Source organism: Phycicoccus sp. Soil802 (assembly GCF_001429605.1).
Classification (GTDB): domain Bacteria; phylum Actinomycetota; class Actinomycetes; order Actinomycetales; family Dermatophilaceae; genus Pedococcus.
In genome coordinates, this window is sequence record NZ_LMSS01000008.1 from 82,833 (window position 1) to 101,823 (window position 18,991).

Genomic DNA, 18,991 nt, shown 5'->3' on the forward strand with positions numbered 1-18,991 from the left:
TACCGACCGGACTCACCGGCGTGAGCGTGACGTCCATCCCAGCGGCCGGAGGCGGGCAGAACAAAGGCCCCCGCACGGCGGGGGCCTTCGGTCACTTCTTGTTGCGTCGCTGGTGGCGCGTCTTGCGAAGCAGCTTGCGGTGCTTCTTCTTCGCCATGCGCTTGCGGCGCTTCTTGATGACAGAGCCCATGATGTCCTCTTGGTCGTGGTCGTGTTGCCGGACGGGGCAACGAACGCACCACGCCGAACTGTGGACGTCACTCTAGCGGCCCGCGCCCCCACCACCCAAACCCGCTTCGGCACGTGCGCCGTAACCGGGCTCGTGGCGGGGATCCGCCACGGGCGGGTCGCGAGCCCGACACAACTCGCCAGTAACCCCCTGTGGTGGGGCCTCGTTGTCAGGCCACCCGGGCCGGTGAGAGCCCGCAGAGCGCAGGAGACGTCGACCATGTCCCGTAAGCACCCCGCTGTCCGACCACTGGGAATCGGGGTGTGCCTGCTGACCGCAGCCGCCACCGCCCTCCCCCTCTCGACCGCCTCGGCAGCCCTTCCCGCCGCGCCCGTCCTGCCCGCCCTCGGCGACACGGTCGATGCGCTGACCAAGACGGTGGACACCCGGCTGGTGAAGGACGCCGTCGCACCGACGACGGCCGCGCGCACCGCCGCGTCGGCGTTGCTCGCCAAGGCCGGCAGCGGCACCCGCGCCACCTGGGACGAGCGGTTCGGCACGCTGCGGTCGGTCCGCACCGACGGCTACCTCACCGCCGCCACGAGCGGCTCCGCCGTCGAGGTCGCCCGCGGCTGGCTGCGCACGAACGCGGCGGCCTTCGGGCTGAGCACCGCGCAGGTCGACTCGCTCGCCGTGGTCCGCGACCACACCCTCCCCACCACCGGGACGCACGTCGTGGACTTCGTCCAGACCGCTGACGGTGTCGCGGCGGCCCGCGGCGGTCGCCTGAACGTCGCCGTCACCAAGGACGGCCGGGTGCTCTCGTATGCCGGTGACCCCACCCCGGGTGCGGACCTCACCGGCGGCTGGCTGCTCGGCGAGGCAGCCGCACTGCTCAAGGTCGCCGGCGGCCTCGCGCCGGGCGTGACCTACGCCCCCAAGGCGAACGGCACCCAGGCCGGTTACACCACGTACGCCAACGGCCCCTTCGGTGGACCGTCCTACGTGAAGAAGGTGACCTTCGGGACCAAGGCCGGCCCCGTCGCGGCATACAAGGTGTACTTCATCAAGAGCCCGCAGGAGGCCTGGGAGGTCGTCGTCGACGGCACCACCGGGCACACCCTCTACCGGACCTCCGTCGTCGACTTCGAGGGCGACCCGCAGGGCACGGTCTACGACAACTACCCGGGAGCGGCCAAGGGCGGCCAGCCGCGCCAGCAGTCCTTCGGCCCGACCACGCAGTCGCCCAAGGGCTGGGTCGACCCCACCGGGCTCGCGGGCACCGGCGTCACGACCTACGGCAACAACGCCGACACCTACGCCAACTGGTCGAACTTCATCGGGCCGGTGGACAACGCGCCGCGTCCCGTGGCCCCGACCGGGAACTTCAGCTACACCTACACGAACCAGTGGGCCGCCACCAAGGGTCAGACCGTCCCGCCTTCCTACGCCCAGGACCTCGACCCGGCCGCGACGAACTTGTTCTTCCAGCACAACCGGATCCACGACGAGTACTACGCCCTCGGGTTCACCGAGACGGCCGGCAACTTCCAGCTCGACAACGGCAGCAACGGCGGTTCGGGCGGAGACCCGATCCGCGGGCTCGTGCAGGCCGGCGCCGCGTCCGGTGGCAGCCCGACCTACACCGGTCGCGACAACGCCTACATGCTCACCCTCGACGACGGGATCCCGCCGTGGAGCGGCATGTTCCTGTGGGAGCCCATCGACGACGCCTTCGAGGGTCCCTACCGGGACGGCTCGTTCGACATGAGCGTCATCCAGCACGAGTACACCCACGGCCTGTCCACCCGCTACGTCGCGGGCGGCAGCGCCCTCGGCTCGCAGCAGGCCGGCTCGATGGGTGAGGGCTGGTCCGACTGGTACGCCCTCAACCACGGCTTCAAGGCCGGGCTGCTCACCAAGCCCATCGTCGGCGACTACGTGACCGGCAACCCCACCCGAGGCATCCGCAACTGGAACTACGACCAGAACCCGACGACGTTCGGTGACATCGGCTACGACCTGACCGGTCCGGAGGTCCACGCCGACGGTGAGATCTGGACGGCGACCCTCTGGGACCTGCGCAAGGCCCTGGTCGCCCGCTACGGCGCGGCCCAGGGAGCCGAGGTCGCGGCACGCCTCATCACCGACGGCATGCCACTGACCGCCCCGGACCCGAGCTTCCTCGACGCCCGGGACGGCATCCTCTCCGCCGACCTCGACCGCTACCACGGTGACAACACCGACCTCATCTGGTCGGTCTTCGCCAAGCGTGGGGCCGGCGCCAGCGCCCACTCGGACACCGGTGACGACACCGACCCGACGCCCGCGTTCGACCACCCGGTGGCCGCCAAGAACGGCACCGCCGCGCTCACCCTCCTCAACGCGACGACGGGCCAGCCGATCAGCAACGCCAAGGTCATCCTCGGTCGCTTCGAGGCCCGGGTCACCCCGCTGGTCCGGACCGGCTCGTCCGGCGGCGCCAGCATCAAGGCGCTGGCCGGCACCTACCCGCTGACCATCCAGGCGCCCGGGTTCGGCGTCCAGACCATCGACGCGTTCGCCGTGACGGCCGGCCGCAACCCGGCCCGGACGATCAAGCTCGCCCCCAACCTGGCCTCCACGGCCGCCGGCGCACAGGTCGTCAACGTCTCCAGTGAGGACGACGGCGCCCCGGCGAAGTTCGCCTTCGACGACACCGCAGCCTCGGTGTGGTCCACGAAGCCGGGCACCACGGCATACAACGCCGGTCCGGACCAGCGCGTGACGGTGAAGCTGGCGGCGCCGGCGACGGTGAGCAGCCTGCGGGTCAGCGCGTTCAAGGCCACCAACGCCTCGCGGTTCGTGGCACTCAAGGACTTCACCGTCCAGACCTCGACCGACGGGGTCAGCTGGACCACAGCCCGCACCGGTGGCTTCGCGTATGCCGCGCCGCGACCGACCGCGCCCGACCTCAACTTCGCGACGTTCTCGCTCGCCAAGCCGGTCAAGGCCGCGTACGTGCGGTTCTTCATCGACTCGGTGCAGGGCAACACCACGACGTCGGCGCAGGTCGCGGACATCGAGGTCTTCGGGTCAGGGGCGACCGTGGCCAACGGCTCGGTGACGCCGGACCCGGCCTACAGCGACTCGGGCACGATCGTCGCGCCCAACCCCGCCGCCGGTGACCCGACGGGTCTGCAGAACGTGTTCGGCGTGACCGGCACCGAGATGAACACAGCGTGCACGTTCCCGCCGGCCAGCCAGGGCGCCGACGGCTGGGTGACGAAGTTCCCGCTCGGCTTCTCGGACGGGCTGCACTCGGTCTCCGTCAAGGGCACCAGCGACGCCGACGCCACGGTGGGTCACGACCTGGACCTGTACTTCCTGGACAGCGCCTGCCAGCTCACCGGCTCGGTGGCCACGTCGGCCGCCGACGAGTCGGCGGTCATCCCGCCCGGCTCGGTCTACCTGCTGACCCAGCTCTACACCGGTGCCAACGTCTCGGTGGCGGTCACGGCGGTCGACAACCGCTGACGCACGGGCTGCCGAGCCCGCTACACGGACGGGGTGGGCCGGGACTGTCGTCCCGGCCCACCCCGTCGTCGTGCGGTCAGCACCAATCAGGCGGTGTCGACGTAAGACGTACGCAGGTACTTGTGCACGGCGTCCTCCGGGACCCGGAAGGACCGCCCCACGCGAATGGCGGGAAGCTCTCCTGCGTGCACCATGCGGTACACCGTCATCTTCGACACGCGCATGATCGAGGCCACCTCGGCAACGGTCAGGAACCGCACCTCGGCGAGCTGTCGCTCGTTGGACATGTGTTACCTCGATCTTCTACACGCGCGCATCGCCGGCTTCCCTTCCGGCGGACCTCTACTCGCGTGCAGAAGGAACTGTAGGGGCTGATGTGACTCGTGGGGAAGCCAATGGAAAAACTTCTTCCCGCTTGTCCAGTCGACACGCCGTGCGACCCTGACGAATCACAGCGGTGTCACTTCGTCGGCACCGCAGGCAACCCACCCAATCGGAACGATCCCTGCACCGTCCGGGCGCCAGTATCCGTCCAATTGGACGAATACCTGCGGCCGTCGGAGGGACGCCAGCGGGGTCAGTCGAACCAGACGTCCAGCCCGTGCAGCGCGAAGACCGCCTGCCGGGTCGCCATGATGGCCCGGTCGACCTCATCGTGCGGGTTGTAGCCCATGTCCCACGGCTGGTGCCAGATCGGGCCGGCGGCGGGGTCGAGGTCGCCCATCCGACGCGGCCCCTCGCGACCGAAGGCCTGCCGGACGTGGTCGAGCCAGTCCTGCGGCACGGGCTCGGTGAGCGCGATCGGCTGGTGCGCGGCGATCGCGGTCAGGTGGGTCCAGCTCCGCGGCACGACCTGCACCAGCTCGTAGCCGCCGCCGCCGAGCGCCACCCACTTCCCGTCGCACACCTCGTGGGACAGCCGGTGCAGGGCGTCGGCGGCCGACCGCTGGGCATCCACCGACATGGCCAGGTGGGCGAGCGGGTCCTGGGCATGGGTGTCGCAGCCGTGCTGGGTGACCAGCACGTCCGGCTTGAAGGCGCGCACCAGCGGCAGAGCGGTCGAGTGCAGCGCCCGCAGCCAGGCCGAGTCACCGGTGCCCGGTGGGAGCGCGACGTTCACGGCCTCTCCCTGCGCCCTGGCCCCGCCGATGTCGCCGGCGAAGCCGGTGCCCGGGAAGAGCGCCCGACCCGACTCGTGCAGCGAGATGGTGAGGACGCGGGGGTCGTCCCAGAAGATGCGCTCGACGCCGTCGCCGTGGTGGACGTCGACGTCGACGTACGCCACCCGCTGGGCGCCGTGGTCGAGCAGCCACTGGATGCCGACGGCGATGTCGTTGTAGATGCAGAACCCGGCGGCGCTGCCGGCCATGGCGTGGTGCAGGCCCCCACAGAAGTTCACGCCGTGCTGGGTGCGGCCCTCCCACACGTCGGCACAGACCTGGCGGGTGCCCTCGACCACCCGGGCGCTCGCGTCGTGCATGCCGGCGAAGCCCGGGTCGTCGTCAGTGCCCAGCCCGTAGGCCGGGTCGGCACTGCCCGGGTCCTCGGACGCTGCGCGCACCGCGGCGACGTACTCGGTCGTGTGCACCGAGGTCAGCACCGCGTCGTCCGGCACCGGGGGCGCGAACACCTCGACCCCGTCGTGGTCGAACACCCCCATCGCCTCGCAGAGCCGGGCGGTCAGGTCGAGCCGGACCGGGTTCATCGGATGACCCGGTCCGAAGTCGTAGGCGGTGAAGCCGGGGTCCCAGACCACCCGCAGCTGTGAGGGCATGCGCCCGACGCTACCCGTCGGGCGACGATTCCCGACAGCGCGGTCCCACCTGCAGGGACGCGCTAGCGTGGGAGGTCTCACCATCCCCGATGCCGCGGAGGACCGCAGTGGCGAAGAAGCTCTACGAGGACGACGTCCTCGTCATCGGTCTCGGCCGGTTCGGCGGCGCGGTCGCGATCGAGCTGCAGAAGCTCGGGCACCACGTGGTGGCCGTCGAGCGCGACCCCCAGCTCGCCGAGTCGTTCCTGGGCAAGGTGACCCGCATCGTCCAGGCCGACGCCTCGCAGCCACAGTCGGTCGCCAACCTCAAGGCCCGCAGCTTCCAGATCGCGGTCGTCGGCATCGGCTCCTCGGTGGAGGCATCGGTGCTCTGCGCGATGAACCTCGTCGACGCCGGCATCCCCACCATCTGGGCCAAGGCCCTGTCGCCCGAGCACGCGCGGATCCTCGACCGGATCGGCGTGCACCACGTCATCTCCCCCGAGGCCGACAGCGGGCGCCGGGTCGCCCACCTGCTCAACGGCAAGCTGATGGACTACATCGAGTTCGACGACGGGTTCGCCATCGTCAAGATGAAGCCCCCGCAGGAAGCCATCGGATTCACGTTGCAGCAGAGCGCAATTCGCAGCAAGTACGGCGTCACGGTCGTGGGCGTGAAGTCACCCAACAGCGACTTCACGTATGCCGTGCCCGAGACCAAGGTGACCGCTCACGACACCCTGATCGTCAGCGGCCCGACCGACCTGCTCGACCGGCTCGCGTCACGCCCCTGAGCCGCCCACGCGGCATACCGGTGGCGCTCAGAGGGTGGGGACGCCGCGGTCCTCGCCGAGCGGCAGCACCATCGCCACCTCGTCCTCGTCGTCGTCAGCACCCTTGACCCGCATCGGCCGACGGCTGTCGGTCGGTCGGAACCCGAACCCGCTCGCGAACGCGACGGCGCGACCGTTGTCGGCGCCGACCCAGTAGGCGAGGTGGCTGCGCCCCTGCTTCCTCGCGGCATCCGCGCCGGCCTGCACCAGCTGGCTGGCGACCCCGGTGCCGCGCGCGGCGGGCGTGACCCAGAGGCCGAACAGCTCGGCCACCTTCGTGTTCTCCTTCTCGCCCTCCTGGCGGGCCTGACCGACACTGGCGACGCCGACCGGGGCACCGTCCTGCTCGGCGAGCAGCCGCTGGCTGCGCCGCATGCGGGTGCGCCACAGGTCCTCGTCGAAGGCGCGTTCCTCCTCGGCCGTGGCCACGAAGGCCTCCGGCGATTCCTCGAGCGCGCTCAGTCGCACCGATCGGTACTGCTCCCACTCGTCCTCACCCAGGGCACGCACGGTGATGTCGCTCATGACCCCACTGTCGCACGAGGGAGGGGGCTGGTGTCATAGGGGTTTGCCGAGTGTTCACCCGGAGCCGGCTGGCAGGTCGCTGAGCAGGAGCTCCATCTCGAACTCGGTCACGCCGGGCTGGTGCGGCAGCTCGCCCGTGCGGCCGGTGCGGGTGAACCCGACCCGTTCGTAGAAGCCGATCGCCCGCTCGTTGTCGTCGGCCACGTCGAGCGTGACCCGCCGCAGACCGGCGCCGGCGGCGTGGTCGAGCAGCGCCCGGACGAGCTGGTCCGCCACGCCGCGACCCCTCGCGTGGGAGGCCACCCACATCGCTACCAGGTAGGTCTCGTCGTCGGGCTGGGCGGGCGCGTGGAAGGACGTGACGGCCCCCACCGGCAGCTCACCCTCGAAGGCCAGCCACCCGTTGCTGTCGCCCATCCGCTCGACCCACAGCTCGTCGGGGAAGGCCACCTCGCGGGCGAAGGTGCTGCCGTAGGCGAGCGGGGTGTCGAGCAACATGGCCAGCCGGACCGCGCGGTAGACCGGCCAGATCGACGGCTCGACCGGCCTGATGGTCAGGCCGGGCTCGAGCCCTGGGTCGAGCCCTGGGTCCCGGTCAGTCATTCCCCGACGCCAGCTCGTGCGAGCGGTTGGCCGCGGCCTCCATCGCCGTGATGAATGCGGCGCGGACCTTGTGGTCGTCGAGCTGGCGCAGCGCCGCGGCGGTGGTCCCGCCCGGTGAGGTGACCTGCTCACGCAGGACGGTGGGGTGCTGACCGGTCTCGCGCATCATCGTCGCGGCGCCGAAGAGGGTCTGGACGACGAGCTCGGTCGCGGTCGGGCGGGGCAGGCCGAGCACCACGCCGGCCTCGATCATCGCCTCGACCACGTAGAAGATGTAGGCCGGCCCGCTGCCGCTGATCGCGGTCACGGCGTCCTGGTGCTTCTCGGCGACCTGGACCACCCGGCCACAGGACCGCAGCAGCTCGGCCGCCTCGTCGAGGTGCGCGGCGTCGGCGCTGCGACCCGGGCTCACCGCCGCCATCCCCTGGTCGACCAGGGCGGGGGTGTTGGGCATGACCCTGACCACGGCCACCCCGGCGGGGAGCCGGCTCTCGAGGTACTGCGTGGGGATGCCCGCGGCCAGGCTCACGACGAGGTTGCCGGCTGACACGTGGTCGCCGATCTCCTCGACCAGGCCGCCCATGTCCTGCGGCTTCACGACGAGGACCAGGGTGTCGGCCGCCTCGGCGGCAGCGACGTTCGACATCGCCCGCACGCCGTACCGCTGGGCGAGCTCGTCGGCCCGGTCGGGTCGGCGCGCGGTCACGATCAGCTCGTCGGCGCTGCGCCCGGACCGGATCAGCCCGGACAGCAGCGTCTCGCCCATCACTCCGGCACCGAGGATCGCCACAGTTGTTCCCATGCCGGCAGTCTTCCAGCCGCGGCGGTCCCGGTGCGCGCGATATCCGCCCGCGCCGTCTAGTTCTTGGTGGCCAGGCCGCGCAGGAAGAACATCGTGTTGGCAGGGCGCTCGGCCATCCGGCGCATGAGGTAGCCGTACCACTCCTCGCCGTACGGGATGTAGACCCGCATCTGGTTGCCCCGGTCCGCGATCCGCTTCTGCTCCTCGGGGCGGATGCCGTAGAGCATCTGGTACTCGTAGCTGTCGGGCTCCCGCCGGTGGTGTGCGGCCAGGGCGCCGGCGATCTCGACGAGCCGGGGGTCATGGCTGGCGACCATCGGGTAGCCCTCGCCGCCCATCAGGATCTTGAGGCAGCGCACGTAGCTCTGGTCGACGTCGGCGCTGCTCTGGTAGGCCACCGACTCGGGCTCCTTGTAGGCGCCCTTGCAGAGCCGGACCCGACTGCCCTCGTGGGCCAGGTCGCGACAGTCGCCCTCGCTGCGGTGCAGGTAGGACTGGATCACGGCCCCTACCCACGGGAAGTCCTGACGGAGCTCGCGCAGCGACTCCAGGGTGGCGTCGGTCGTGGTGTGGTCCTCCATGTCGAGGGTGACCGTGGTCCCGGCGTTCGCGGCCGCCTGGCAGATCTCGCGAGCGTGCTCGAGCGCGATCTTGTGGCCGTCGCCGGGCAGGTACTGGCCGAGCGCCGACAGCTTGAGGCTGACCTCGCCCATGCCGTGTTGCGACAGGTCGGCGTCGGCGAGCGCCTTGAGCAGGTCGATGTAGTGGTCGCGGGTGCGGATGGCCTGGGTCAGGTCGGCGGTGTCCTCGCCGAGGTAGTCGATGGTCGCCAGGCGGTTGGTCGCCCGCAGCTCCGCCGTCGCCGAGACGGCGTCCTCGGTGCGGTCACCCGGGACGAACCGCCGCACCACGCTGCGGCTCACCGGCGCCTTCTCGATCGTCTGTCGCACAGCATCGCTCTTGGAGAGCTGGAGCAGGCTGTTGCGCAGCAGGTCACTGGCGTCCACGGGGGTCCTTCCATCCGGCGGCCGTGGGGGGTCACGACCGTCGACAAGGCTAACCGGCAGCAAGCCGGACCGCCGCGTGGGTGGCCCACGCGGCGTCCGGCTGCCACGGGTCAGGGCGCGACGGCGTTGAAGTCGGGGAAGCTCAAGGTGATGGGGGCGTTGGTCGCCGAACCCGACAGGAAGGCGTAGGTGCCGACGGCGCCGGCGGACTGCAGCCCGGCGGTCGAGTCGGTGGTGGTGGTCGTCCACGCGAAGGGCTCGGCGGTCCCGACCTTCCAGACCTTCCCGTTCAGGGTCGTGGTGCCGCTACCGACAGCCTGGATGCGCAGCGACAACGCGTCACCGGCTGCCACGACGACCCCGGGCAGCGGCACCGACGTGAGGATCGTCTCGACCCCACCGACCGTCCGAGCGAGGTATGCCGTGGTGTCGGTGCCCGTCAGCCGCACCTTGACCCGGTAGTCGGAGGTACCCACCCGGCGGACCACCGCTGAGGCGTACACGCCGCCACCCGTGGCTGGCTTGTCGAAGCCGATCGCGGTGCGCAGGTCGACATTCAGCGCCGAGGTGGAGGAGAGGTACGCGGACGGCCCGGACGACGCCGCGAGTCGCATCGTGCCTACTCCAGCCACCGGCTGGCCCACGGCGAAGTTGCTTGCCGCCGTGGTCAGCGTCCACGTGCCACCGGTGTCGGCCTGGCCCCAGCCGTCGACGACCGTGCGGTTGAAGGTGTCGTTCGCGATGACCCCCGCAGCCGCGACGGTGACCTGGCGCGTGGTGCTGCCGGTCGCGCCCTGGTTGTCCGTCACGGTGAGCTGCACGGTGTAGGTGCCCGGCGCGGCATACGTGTGGCTCGGGGCCACCCCGCTGCCCGTGGGCGTGCCGTCCCCGAAGTTCCACGAGTAGCCGGTCACGGACCCGTCGGGGTCGCTCGACCCGGACCCGTCGAACGACGCGGTGAGTCCCGCGGTGCCCCACGTGAACGAGGCGGTCGGCGGCTGGTTGCCGCCACCCCCACCGTTGCGCAGCGCATACTGGGCCTGGATCGTCGCCTGCGACAGCGCCGTCGGGTAGACGGCTATCTCGTCCACGCTGCCGACGAAGTTGTTGGACGCCGGTCGCGGGGTCCAACCGGGACGACCGTTGTCGGTGCCGAGGACGTCGCCGCCGAGCCGCCAGTAGCCGAGGTAGGCCTCGCCCGCCGTGGTGCCGGTGTTCGAGCCGACGAGGTTGCCGTCCACGTAGAGGCGCATGCCGGCGCTGCTCATCGTCGCCGTGAGCATGTGCCAGACGTTGTTGTTGTAGGCCGAGGGGCTGATGACCGTGCGCAGGGTGCCGTCCTGGCCATAGACCCCGAAGACGATGCGACCCGCGTTGTCCATGTAGAGGTGCCGGTCGCGGTGGGCCGAGTTGCCGTTCTGGAGGTCGCCGAAGCCGAGGATGCGGCCACCGCTGCCGGTGGACGTGCGGACCCAGACCTGGGTGGTGAAGGTGTCGGGGGCGGTCTCCGACCCGAGCGCATAGACGCGGCTGAAGTCGTTGTTCGTCAGGGCCGCCGCGCTGTCGCCGGCGATGGCACCCGACTGGTTCCAGTTGATGCCGGTGTCGCCGCGACCGTCGGTCACCCCGATCCCGCTGGAGGCGCCGGTTCCGGCGGCGCGGTCGTTGATGGTCAGCCCGGAGGTCTCGTTCATCGGCCAGTAGATGCGGGCACCGTTGGCCCGGACCGACTGGGCGTAGCCGTTGCTCGGGCTCGAGGAGGTCGGCATGGTGATGCTCGCGTTGGCCCCGAACACCGTGTTGCCACTGGGGTCGTTGGCGATCAGCTGGTAGGTGTAGGTCGCCCCGGGAGTCAGTCCGGTGTCGACGAAGCCGACCGCAGGCAGGGACCACCAGGTCGAGTTGGCCGTGGTCGTGAAGCGCGGCGAGCCGGTGGCCCCGTTGCGGATCACCCGGTAGGTCAACGTGTAGTCGTCCCGGTCGTAGCCCGCCGTCCAGCTCACCCGCAGGGTCGAGGACGAGGTCGGCACGAGCCGTGGCACGAACGTCCCACCGGCGAAGCGCGGGCCCTCCTTGTTGGGTGCCAGGCCCCGGCGCGCGAAGCGCACGAGGCCCTGCTGGCCCACGCCGTTCACGGTCGGGAACTCCCCGCCGTAGACGACGTAGTCGTCGTTGCCGGCGATGTTCCACCCTGCTTGGTACTGGCCGGTGTAGCTGCCCATCGTCATGTCGGGGTTCCAGCTGACGATCGACGGCGCGTTGGTGCCGCGCCAGTTGGGGTAGCCGAGGCTGTCGCTGAGGATCTGTCCACCGACCGCGTCGGTCCAGGCCTGGGAGTGCTGGAACTTCCACTGGGGGTACTGCGGGGCGCCGCCGCCCATGGCTCCGCAGTAGTGCTCGTGGCTCGCCGTGTAGACGACGCCGCCCATCAGGAAGGCGGAGTAGTTGTCGCCGTGGCAGGCGGTCACCCAGACGAGCGTCGAGTTGGTGATGGGGAGCTTGAAGGCCCCCTCGAGGTTGGCCCCGCTCCCGAACGACCACGACGTGCCGTAGACGAAGCTGCCCTGGACCCGCAGGCTGCTGATCCCCGTGTCCGGGCCACGGTTGTTGACGGCGGGGTCCCAGGTCGGGTCGAGAGCGCCGGTCGCCCCGTTGATCTTGGCCAGCCCGATGGCCGACTGCCCACCGACGTTCTGGAAGGAACCGCCGGCGAAGACCCACTGGCCGTCACCCGACACCGCGACCGCCCACACGGTGTAGTCCGCGTTGGGGTTCCACGGCAGGACCGCCCCGTCCGAGGCCCGGAAGGCGGCGAGGTTGTTGCGCAGCTGCCCGTTGCCGAGTCCGGCGAAGCCACCGCCGACGTAGACGGAGTCGGCCGTCGCGATGACGGCCCGCGCCTGCGAGTTGACCCCCGTGGGGTTGAAGGCCGTGCTCAGCGCACCGGTGGCGGTGTCGAAGGCCGCCACCCGCCGGCGGGCCTGTCCGTTGATCGACGTGAAGTCACCGGCGACGTAGATGCGGCTGCCGTCCGGAGACGCCGCGACCGACAGGATCTGGGCGTTGACGCTGGGGGCGAACGTCGTGACCAGCGCACCGGTGGTGATGTTGTAGGCGAGGAGGTTGCTGCGCGCCACGGTGTTGGTCCCCGGTGCGGAGCCGGCTGGACGGGCGGTGCTGAAGGACCCCGCGGCATACACGGTGTTGCCCACGACCGCCTGCGACCACACCACACCGTTGACCTGGACCGTGGGCAGCGCGTCGGCGCTGACCGCCGAGACCGGCACCGGGACCACGGGCGCAGGCGCGGCCGAGGCCGACATCGCCGCGCCGACCAGTGCGGCCGCGCACAACGCGACCACCCCCGCCGCGCTCGTCACGGACCTGAGGACGTTGCTTCGCGACATGGCGCACCCCGACCACCACAGGTGACGGACTAGCGGGGTACGCGCGTGGTCGTCTCGTCACTGATCACGGTCGCGGGCACGACGCACCGCCACCGGTCCGGCAAACCACCTCGGCCACATAGTGCCCCCCTGCAGGAGCCCCTCTGTCGGACAAATTCACCGTAACGCCGCGCTGGCCACCCGAGGTCCGCCGAAGAACGTAGAAACGCCAACAGAGCAGGTCAGGCGGTCCGGCGTCGCAGGGTGAGGCTGCCGAGCACCAGGGCAACGAGCACCCAGAGCGCGATCACGGCGGCATCGCCGGCCACGTCGGCGCCCGGGCTGGCACTGGCGGTGACCGACTTCATCGCGTCCACGGCATACGACAGGGGCAGCACGTCGGACACCCACCGCAGGAGGTCCGGCAGGCGGTCCCGGGCGACGATCAGCCCGCACAGCAGGAACTGCGGCAGGACGAACGCCGGCATGAACTGGACCGCCTGGAACTCGGTGCGGGCGAACCCGCTGGCGAGCAGGCCGAGCGCCGTCCCGAGCAGTGCATCGAGCACGGCCACGGCGACCAGCTGCCACAGCGGCCCGGCGACGTCGAGCCCGCACACGTAGACGGCGAAGGCCGTCGCGATGAGGGCCTGGAGCACCGCCATCACGCCGAACGCGAGGGCGTAGCCGAACATGAAGTCGCCCTTGCCCATCGGCGTCGTCAGGAGTCGCTCGAGGGTGCCGGACGTCCGCTCCCGGAGCGTGGCGATGCTGGTCACGATGAACATCACGACGAAGGGGAAGACGCCGAGCAGCGAGGCACCGAGCCCGTCGAAGACCGGGGTGCCCTCGAAGATCCACGCGAGCAGCCCGACCAGGACGCAGGGCACGACGAGCATGAGCCCGATGGTGCGGTGGTCGGCCCGGAGCTGGGCGAGGACCCGTGCAGCGGTGACGAGGGTGCGGTGGGCGTTCATCGTGCCTCCTGGGCAGCGCGGTCGATCAGGGCGAGGAACGCCTGCTCGGCGTCGTCGGCGCCGGTCCGTGCGAGCAGCGCCGGCAGGGTGTCGTCGGCGAGGATCTCGCCTTCGCGGAGGAGCAGCAGCCGGTCGCAGCGGCTCGCCTCGTCCATGACGTGGCTCGACACGAGCAGCGAACGGCCTTGTGCCGCAAGGCGGTTGAAGAGCTCCCACAGGTCACGGCGCAGGACCGGGTCGAGCCCGACGGTGGGTTCGTCGAGCACGAGCAGCTCCGGGTCGCCGACCAGCGCGGCCGCCAGCGAGACCCGCGACCGCTGGCCGCCGGAGAGGTTGCCGACCAGTGCGTCGGCATGGCTGGTGAGGTCCACCGCCTCGATCGCCTCGTCGGCGGCCGCGGCCCGGACGCCGAGGATGCTGGCGAAGTAGCGGACGTTGGCCCGCACGGACAGGTCGTCGTAGACGCTCGGGCTCTGCGTCACGTAGCCGATGCGGTGGCGCAGCGACGGCGAGCCGGCCGGCTCGCCGAGCACCGTGACGTCGCCGGACTCGACCACCTGGACGCCGACGACGGCGCGGATCAGGGTGGACTTGCCACTCCCGCTCGGGCCGAGCAGCCCGACGACCTGGCCCGCCGGCACCGTCACGGACAGGTCGGGCAGCACCTCGCGACCGCCCCGCACGACGCGGAGGTTCGCGATCTCGATGGCGTTTTTCATCATGCGATGAATATAGCCCGTGGACGGCGCGCCGACAAGCCCCTTTCACCCCGCCGTTCGAGGTATTCGGCTACCCGATACCGGTAGCCGAATACCTCGAACGGGGAGATGGTGCGGGAGATGGCGCGGGGGTATGCCGCGTGGTCGCCCTACGGGGCGAGGTAGCGCTGGATGGTGGGGCCGACCAGCGCGGCCAGCTCGTCGTGCGTCGCGTCGACGACGGCCGGGAACTCCACGATGTAGCGCATCATCGCCAGCCCGATCATCTGCGAGGCCGCGAGACCGGCCCGCACCTCCAGCTCGTGGGACGGCTCGCCGTCGTTGGACAGCTCGCGGACCACCCGCCCGAACACCTCGCGGGTGAGGAACTCGCGCAGCATCCGGGTGGCGTCCTCGTGGGTGACCGCCGCCCGCACGAGCGCCTGGAACCGCTGCCGTCCTTCCTCGGAGTCCCAGACCGCGAGGAAGGTGCGCACGAGCGACTCGCCGACCTGGTCGCGCGGGCCGGAGACCACCGCGCTGATCAGCGCCGCGGGGTCGGCCGGGATGTCCATCACCGCCGCGAACAGCTGCGGCTTGCCCCCGAAGTAGTGGTGCACGAGGGCCGGGTCGACCTCGGCCCGGCGGGCGATCCCGCGCAGGGACGTGCCGTCGTAGCCCTGCTCGGCGAAGTCGACCCGCGCCGCCTCGACGATGGCCTGCCTGGTGTCGACGCCGCCCGGCCGGCGCCCTCGGGGACTCATGAGACCTCGGCCGTGGAGGCGGTGGCGAGGTGCAGGCGCGCGAACGCGAGGGCCTCGGCCAGGTCGACCTCGCGCTGCTCGGGGGTGAGCTTGCGGGTGCCGACCTCGACGACGACCGACCCCGAGAACTGCTTCAGCGCCAGCATCTCGAGGAACTCGGCACACGGCTGGCTGCCCCGGCCGGGCACGAGGTGCTCGTCCTTGAGGGAGCCGAGGCCGTCCGCGAGGTGGACGTGCCGCAGGCGCGGACCGAGGGCGGCCGCCATCGCCATCGCGTCCGAGCCGGCGGTGGAGGTGTGCGACAGGTCGAGCGTGACGTTGTCGTAGGCCTGCGGCACCGGGTCCCAGTGGGGCAGGTAGGCCTCGAACTCCCGCTGCCGGGCCCGCCACGGGAACATGTTCTCGACGGCCAGCGCCACCCCGGTCTCGTGCTCGCGCAGCGCCACCCCATCGACGAACTCGCCCGCGTACTCCTTCTGCCAGCGGAACGGCGGGTGGAGCACCACCGTGGACGCCCCGACCTCCTGGGCCAGGGCGATCGACTTGTCCACCTTGGTCCACGGGTCGGGCCCCCAGATCCGCTGGGTGAGCAGGAGGGTGGGTGCGTGCACCGACACCACCGGTATGCCGTGCAGCTCGGAGAGTGCCGCGAGCGCGCCGGCCTCCTGCGAGACCGGATCGGTCCACACCATGACCTCGAGGGCGTCGTAGCCGAGCCGCGCTGCGGTGGCGAAGGCGGCGGCGCACGTGTCGGGGTAGACCGAGGCGGTCGACAGAGCCACCGTGGCCCCAGGGATCGACACCGCTCCAGCCATGCCCCCGAGCCTAGCGAGCGGTCCTCAGCCCATCGTGTCGAGCCTGCTGAGGATGACTCCCTCGCGCAGCGCCCACGGGCAGATCTCCAGGCGGTCGAGGTCGAGCAGGTCCATCGCGGCCTCGGCGACGAGCGCGCCGGCGAGCAGCTGGTGCGACCGGCTGGACGAGACGCCGGACAGCCCCGAGCGCTGCCGGGAGGTCATCGCGCCGAGGTCGGTGACCAGGGAGGCGAGCGCTGCGCGCTCGAGGCTGCGCGCGGCATACGGGCCGTCGCTGCTGGGGGCGGCGCCGGTGACGCGCGCCAGCGAGCGCATCGTCTTGGAGGTGCCGACCGCGCGGTCTGCGGTGCCGGCCTTGGCCAGCGGGCGCATCGCGGCGGCAAGCCGTTGGCGGATCACCCGGCGCGCCTCGCGGACCACGTCGGCACCCGGCGGGTCGCCCGGAAGGAGGTCGCGGGTGAGCCGGCCGGCCCCCAGCGGCAGCGACACCGCGGCGTCCGGCTCCTCGTCCATGCCGGCCGCGAGCTCGAGGGAGCCCCCGCCGATGTCGACGACGAGCAGGGTGCCGCTCGACCAGCCGAACCACCGCCGGGCGGCCAGGAAGGTCAGCCGCGCCTCGTCCTCGCCGGACAGCACCTGGAGCGCGACCCCCGTGGCGGCCCGCACGCGGGCGAGCACCTCCTCGCCGTTGGGTGCCTCGCGGATGGCGCTGGTGACGAAGGCCATCACCTCCTCGACGCCCTGGTCCTCCGCAACCTTCAGGCACTCGTGGATGAAGCCGGTGAGGGCTGCCTTCCCCGTCTCGGCGATGTCGCCGGAGTCGGTGACGTGCTCCGAGAGCCGCAGCTCGATCTTGTGCGAGGTGGCCGGAAGCGGCTGGGCGCCCCGGTGCGCGTCCACGACGAGCAGGTGGACCGTGTTGGAGCCGACGTCGATGACTCCGAGGCGCATGGCTGCACGCTACGACACCGCCGGGTCGGTGCGCGGGGAATCACCGCCCTCAGGCCGCGGTCGGCCGAGTCCTGAAAGACTGGGCGTATGCCGTCCAGCACCGACCGCACGCACCAGACCACGGCGACGACTCCGGCCGACCCGGGCGCACCGACGCCCGCAGCTCCGTCGGGGGCCGGACAAGGGCCGGTCTGGCCGGTCACCGCGCTGGTCGTCCTGCTGGGGTGGTGCCTGCTGGCCTGGACGGTCTTCGCCGGTGCCATCAACACGGCGCCGTTCTTCGGTGAGACCGCCTCCCGCGACCGCTACGTCGAGTCCGGCATGGTCGCGCTGACGGCTCTGGCGCCGGTGGCGCTGCTGCTCGTGCTGGGGCTGTTGGCGGGGTCGAGGTGGGGGCTGGCCCTGCTGGCGGCCCCCGGGCTGCTCCTGGTCCCGCTGGGACTGAGCATGCTCGGGGAGGGCGGCGACCCGGCGAAGTCGGGGTACGGCCGCGGGGTCCGGTGGGACGACGCCTTCCAGGACCTCACCCGGCTGAACTGGGCCGCGACGGCGCTGCTGCTCGTGGTGGTCGCCGCGCTGGCGTGGCGGCGACGCCGCCGACAGACCGCCATCCGGGCCAATCCCTAGGAGTGGCAACGCACGACGTAGGGTGAGGCACGTGGCAGAGACCCCGCTCGACACCGCCCGGATCTGGGTGGAGTTCACCGACCCCGCCGACTCGGGGCAGCGGTTCCGCTGCGACCTGACCTGGCTGACGTCGAGCTGGACGTGCATCTTCGGCAGCGGCTGCAAGGGCATCTACGCCGACCGGCCGGACGACGGCTGCTGCACCCTCGGCGCCCACTTCACCGACGACGACGACGTCAAGCGCGTCAAGAAGGTCGTCAAGGAGCTGGGCGAGGACGAGTGGCAGCTGCACCCGGGCTCCACCAAGGTCGGCGCCTGGACCGAGAAGGAGGACGACGCCCTCAAGACCAAGGTGGTCGACGGCGCGTGCATCTTCCTCAACCGGCCCGGGTTCCCTGCAGGGGCCGGCTGCGCCCTGCACCAGCACGCCGTCCTCACCGGCAAGGAGCCGCACACGGTCAAGCCGGATGTCTGCTGGCAGCTGCCGATCCGCCGCACCTACCGCAAGGTCGAGCTCCCCGACGGCTCGAGCTGGCAGGAGGTCAGCATCACCGAGTACGACCGCCGCGGCTGGGGGCCGGGCGGCCACGACCTCGACTGGTACTGCTCCAGCAACCCCGAGGCGCACGTCGGCCGTGAGCCGGTCTTCCGCAGCAACAGGGGCGAGCTCGTCGAGCTGATGGGCGAGGAAGCCTACGGCGAGCTGGAGATCCGCTGCGAGGCCCACCTCGCCAGCGTGAAGGCCGCACGAAACGCTTACTCCCGCAAGATGTTGCCACTCCTGGTCCACCCGGCGACGCTCGCTGCCCAAGAGGCGCGCAAGGGCCGATGAACACCGAGCCGGGTCGGCCCGAGCCGACGCGCAGCCCGAACATCTGGGACTCCCCCGACGTCTACGAGGTCGAGAACCTCGGGGTCGACCGGGCCGGGGTCCTCGAGTCGGCCATGGCTGCCCTGCACCCGTTCGCCGGCGCCGACCTGGTCGACGTCGGCTGCGGCACCGGGTTCCACCTCCCCCGCTTCGCCGCCCTCGGGTGCGCGAGCGTGGTGGGCGTCGAACCCCACCCACCGCTGCGCTCGATCGCCGAGAGTCGCGTCGCCGGACTGCCGTCCGTGCGGGTCCTGGAGGGCGTCGCGCAGGCGCTGCCGCTGGCCGACGCGTCGGTCGACCTCGCTCAGGCCCGGTGGGCCTACTTCTTCGGCGCCGGCTGCGAACCCGGCCTGCGCGAGCTGGAACGCGTGGTGCGGCCCGGCGGTACGGCATACGTCATCGACAACGACGCGACGCGCTCGACGTTCGGGCGCTGGTTCTCCCGCGCCAACCCGTCCTACGACGCCGCAGCCGTCGAGCGGTTCTGGACGCGGCAGGGCTGGGAGCGCGAGCGCTTGACGATCTCCTGGGAGCTCGACACCCGCGAGGACTTCGAGGCGGTCGTGCGCATCGAGTTCTCCGAGACCGCTGCCGAGGGGATCCTGGCCGAGCACGGCGGGACGGGCGTCGACTACGCGGTCAACCTGTGGTGGCGCCGGTTCTGACGTGACGACTGGGGTGGACACCGCTCCCG

18 protein-coding genes are annotated in these 18,991 nt (G+C 71.3%); 5 read left to right on the forward strand and 13 right to left on the reverse strand.

Annotated elements, in window-relative coordinates:
* Nucleotides 1-91: 91 nt before the first annotated feature.
* On the reverse strand, nucleotides 92-190 hold the full coding sequence (locus ASG91_RS20440; protein WP_003792170.1) for a 30S ribosomal protein bS22: 99 nt from the start codon (nucleotides 188-190) through the stop codon (nucleotides 92-94).
* A 258-nt stretch (nucleotides 191-448) separates the two neighbouring features.
* Here ASG91_RS20440 and ASG91_RS19685 point away from each other — a divergent pair, with 258 nt between their 5' ends.
* The gene (locus ASG91_RS19685; protein WP_056924352.1) at nucleotides 449-3,685 is read left to right on the forward strand and encodes a M36 family metallopeptidase; all 3,237 of its coding nucleotides are present in this window, start codon (nucleotides 449-451) and stop codon (nucleotides 3,683-3,685) included.
* Nucleotides 3,686-3,771: 86 nt separating this feature from the next.
* Here the strand turns inward: ASG91_RS19685 and ASG91_RS19690 are convergent, their stop codons facing one another.
* On the reverse strand, nucleotides 3,772-3,972 hold the full coding sequence (locus tag ASG91_RS19690) for a helix-turn-helix domain-containing protein (RefSeq protein ID WP_056915613.1): 201 nt from the start codon (nucleotides 3,970-3,972) through the stop codon (nucleotides 3,772-3,774).
* A 290-nt stretch (nucleotides 3,973-4,262) separates the two neighbouring features.
* Complete coding sequence (locus ASG91_RS19695) at nucleotides 4,263-5,459, reverse strand: acetoin utilization protein AcuC (protein WP_056924353.1); 1,197 nt, start codon at nucleotides 5,457-5,459, stop codon at nucleotides 4,263-4,265.
* 89 nt (nucleotides 5,460-5,548) lie between these two features.
* Here ASG91_RS19695 and ASG91_RS19700 point away from each other — a divergent pair, with 89 nt between their 5' ends.
* Complete coding sequence (locus ASG91_RS19700; protein ID WP_056924354.1) at nucleotides 5,549-6,232, forward strand: TrkA family potassium uptake protein; 684 nt, start codon at nucleotides 5,549-5,551, stop codon at nucleotides 6,230-6,232.
* 27 nt (nucleotides 6,233-6,259) lie between these two features.
* Here ASG91_RS19700 and ASG91_RS19705 read toward each other — a convergent pair whose 3' ends face one another.
* From ASG91_RS19705 to ASG91_RS19755, 10 genes are all read right to left on the reverse strand, one after another.
* A complete protein-coding gene (locus ASG91_RS19705) occupies nucleotides 6,260-6,796 on the reverse strand; it encodes a GNAT family N-acetyltransferase (RefSeq protein WP_056924355.1) in 537 nt (178 codons plus the stop codon).
* A gap of 54 nt (nucleotides 6,797-6,850) precedes the next feature.
* The gene (locus tag ASG91_RS19710) at nucleotides 6,851-7,399 is read right to left on the reverse strand and encodes a GNAT family N-acetyltransferase (protein WP_056924356.1); all 549 of its coding nucleotides are present in this window, start codon (nucleotides 7,397-7,399) and stop codon (nucleotides 6,851-6,853) included.
* Nucleotides 7,392-8,201, reverse strand: a complete 810-nt coding sequence (gene proC, locus ASG91_RS19715) for a pyrroline-5-carboxylate reductase (RefSeq protein WP_056924357.1) — start codon at nucleotides 8,199-8,201, stop codon at nucleotides 7,392-7,394. The genes ASG91_RS19710 and proC overlap by 8 nt, the downstream gene beginning before the upstream one ends.
* Nucleotides 8,202-8,257: 56 nt before the next feature.
* Nucleotides 8,258-9,208, reverse strand: a complete 951-nt coding sequence (locus ASG91_RS19720; RefSeq protein WP_082592851.1) for a proline dehydrogenase family protein — start codon at nucleotides 9,206-9,208, stop codon at nucleotides 8,258-8,260.
* 110 nt (nucleotides 9,209-9,318) lie between these two features.
* The gene (locus ASG91_RS19725) at nucleotides 9,319-12,615 is read right to left on the reverse strand and encodes a PKD domain-containing protein (protein WP_082594384.1); all 3,297 of its coding nucleotides are present in this window, start codon (nucleotides 12,613-12,615) and stop codon (nucleotides 9,319-9,321) included.
* Between the two features lie 221 nt (nucleotides 12,616-12,836).
* A complete protein-coding gene (locus tag ASG91_RS19735; RefSeq protein WP_056924360.1) occupies nucleotides 12,837-13,571 on the reverse strand; it encodes an ABC transporter permease in 735 nt (244 codons plus the stop codon).
* Nucleotides 13,568-14,293 carry an ABC transporter ATP-binding protein gene (locus ASG91_RS19740; RefSeq protein ID WP_056924361.1) on the reverse strand — a complete coding sequence of 242 codons (726 nt, stop codon included), beginning with the start codon at nucleotides 14,291-14,293 and terminating at the stop codon, nucleotides 13,568-13,570. Before ASG91_RS19740 ends, ASG91_RS19735 begins: the two co-directional genes overlap by 4 nt.
* Before the next feature lie 146 nt (nucleotides 14,294-14,439).
* Nucleotides 14,440-15,033 (reverse strand): TetR family transcriptional regulator, encoded by a 594-nt coding sequence (locus ASG91_RS19745; protein WP_056924362.1) that lies wholly within the window; start codon nucleotides 15,031-15,033, stop codon nucleotides 14,440-14,442.
* Nucleotides 15,030-15,848, reverse strand: coding sequence for a sugar phosphate isomerase/epimerase (locus tag ASG91_RS19750; protein ID WP_056924363.1), 819 nt, complete (start codon nucleotides 15,846-15,848; stop codon nucleotides 15,030-15,032). The genes ASG91_RS19745 and ASG91_RS19750 overlap by 4 nt, the downstream gene beginning before the upstream one ends.
* Nucleotides 15,849-15,872: 24 nt before the next feature.
* Complete coding sequence (locus ASG91_RS19755; RefSeq protein WP_056924364.1) at nucleotides 15,873-16,799, reverse strand: Ppx/GppA phosphatase family protein; 927 nt, start codon at nucleotides 16,797-16,799, stop codon at nucleotides 15,873-15,875.
* 87 nt (nucleotides 16,800-16,886) lie between these two features.
* Between ASG91_RS19755 and ASG91_RS19760 the strand changes: the two genes are divergently transcribed.
* From ASG91_RS19760 to ASG91_RS19770, 3 genes are read left to right on the forward strand one after another with little or no spacing between them, the layout of a single operon-like run.
* On the forward strand, nucleotides 16,887-17,426 hold the full coding sequence (locus tag ASG91_RS19760; RefSeq protein WP_056924365.1) for a hypothetical protein: 540 nt from the start codon (nucleotides 16,887-16,889) through the stop codon (nucleotides 17,424-17,426).
* Between the two features lie 31 nt (nucleotides 17,427-17,457).
* Entirely contained in the window at nucleotides 17,458-18,258 is an 801-nt protein-coding gene (locus ASG91_RS19765) for a hypothetical protein (RefSeq protein WP_056924366.1), read from the forward strand.
* The gene (locus ASG91_RS19770) at nucleotides 18,255-18,962 is read left to right on the forward strand and encodes a class I SAM-dependent methyltransferase (RefSeq protein WP_056924367.1); all 708 of its coding nucleotides are present in this window, start codon (nucleotides 18,255-18,257) and stop codon (nucleotides 18,960-18,962) included. The genes ASG91_RS19765 and ASG91_RS19770 overlap by 4 nt, the downstream gene beginning before the upstream one ends.
* The last annotated feature ends 29 nt before the right edge of the window (nucleotides 18,963-18,991 follow it).

Bases quoted from the DNA above. Each gene is read 5' to 3' on its own strand.
- ASG91_RS20440 (WP_003792170.1), bottom strand. From the start codon at position 190: ATGGGCTCTGTCATCAAGAAGCGCCGCAAGCGCATGGCGAAGAAGAAG.
- ASG91_RS19685 (WP_056924352.1), top strand. From the start codon at position 449: ATGTCCCGTAAGCACCCCGCTGTCCGACCACTGGGAATCGGGGTGTGC.
- ASG91_RS19690 (WP_056915613.1), bottom strand. From the start codon at position 3,972: ATGTCCAACGAGCGACAGCTCGCCGAGGTGCGGTTCCTGACCGTTGCC.
- ASG91_RS19695 (WP_056924353.1), bottom strand. From the start codon at position 5,459: ATGCCCTCACAGCTGCGGGTGGTCTGGGACCCCGGCTTCACCGCCTAC.
- ASG91_RS19700 (WP_056924354.1), top strand. From the start codon at position 5,549: ATGCCGCGGAGGACCGCAGTGGCGAAGAAGCTCTACGAGGACGACGTC.
- ASG91_RS19705 (WP_056924355.1), bottom strand. From the start codon at position 6,796: ATGAGCGACATCACCGTGCGTGCCCTGGGTGAGGACGAGTGGGAGCAG.
- ASG91_RS19710 (WP_056924356.1), bottom strand. From the start codon at position 7,399: ATGACTGACCGGGACCCAGGGCTCGACCCAGGGCTCGAGCCCGGCCTG.
- proC (WP_056924357.1), bottom strand. From the start codon at position 8,201: ATGGGAACAACTGTGGCGATCCTCGGTGCCGGAGTGATGGGCGAGACG.
- ASG91_RS19725 (WP_082594384.1), bottom strand. From the start codon at position 12,615: ATGTCGCGAAGCAACGTCCTCAGGTCCGTGACGAGCGCGGCGGGGGTG.
- ASG91_RS19735 (WP_056924360.1), bottom strand. From the start codon at position 13,571: ATGAACGCCCACCGCACCCTCGTCACCGCTGCACGGGTCCTCGCCCAG.
- ASG91_RS19740 (WP_056924361.1), bottom strand. From the start codon at position 14,293: ATGATGAAAAACGCCATCGAGATCGCGAACCTCCGCGTCGTGCGGGGC.
- ASG91_RS19745 (WP_056924362.1), bottom strand. From the start codon at position 15,033: ATGAGTCCCCGAGGGCGCCGGCCGGGCGGCGTCGACACCAGGCAGGCC.
- ASG91_RS19750 (WP_056924363.1), bottom strand. From the start codon at position 15,848: ATGGCTGGAGCGGTGTCGATCCCTGGGGCCACGGTGGCTCTGTCGACC.
- ASG91_RS19755 (WP_056924364.1), bottom strand. From the start codon at position 16,799: ATGCGCCTCGGAGTCATCGACGTCGGCTCCAACACGGTCCACCTGCTC.
- ASG91_RS19760 (WP_056924365.1), top strand. From the start codon at position 16,887: ATGCCGTCCAGCACCGACCGCACGCACCAGACCACGGCGACGACTCCG.
- ASG91_RS19770 (WP_056924367.1), top strand. From the start codon at position 18,255: ATGAACACCGAGCCGGGTCGGCCCGAGCCGACGCGCAGCCCGAACATC.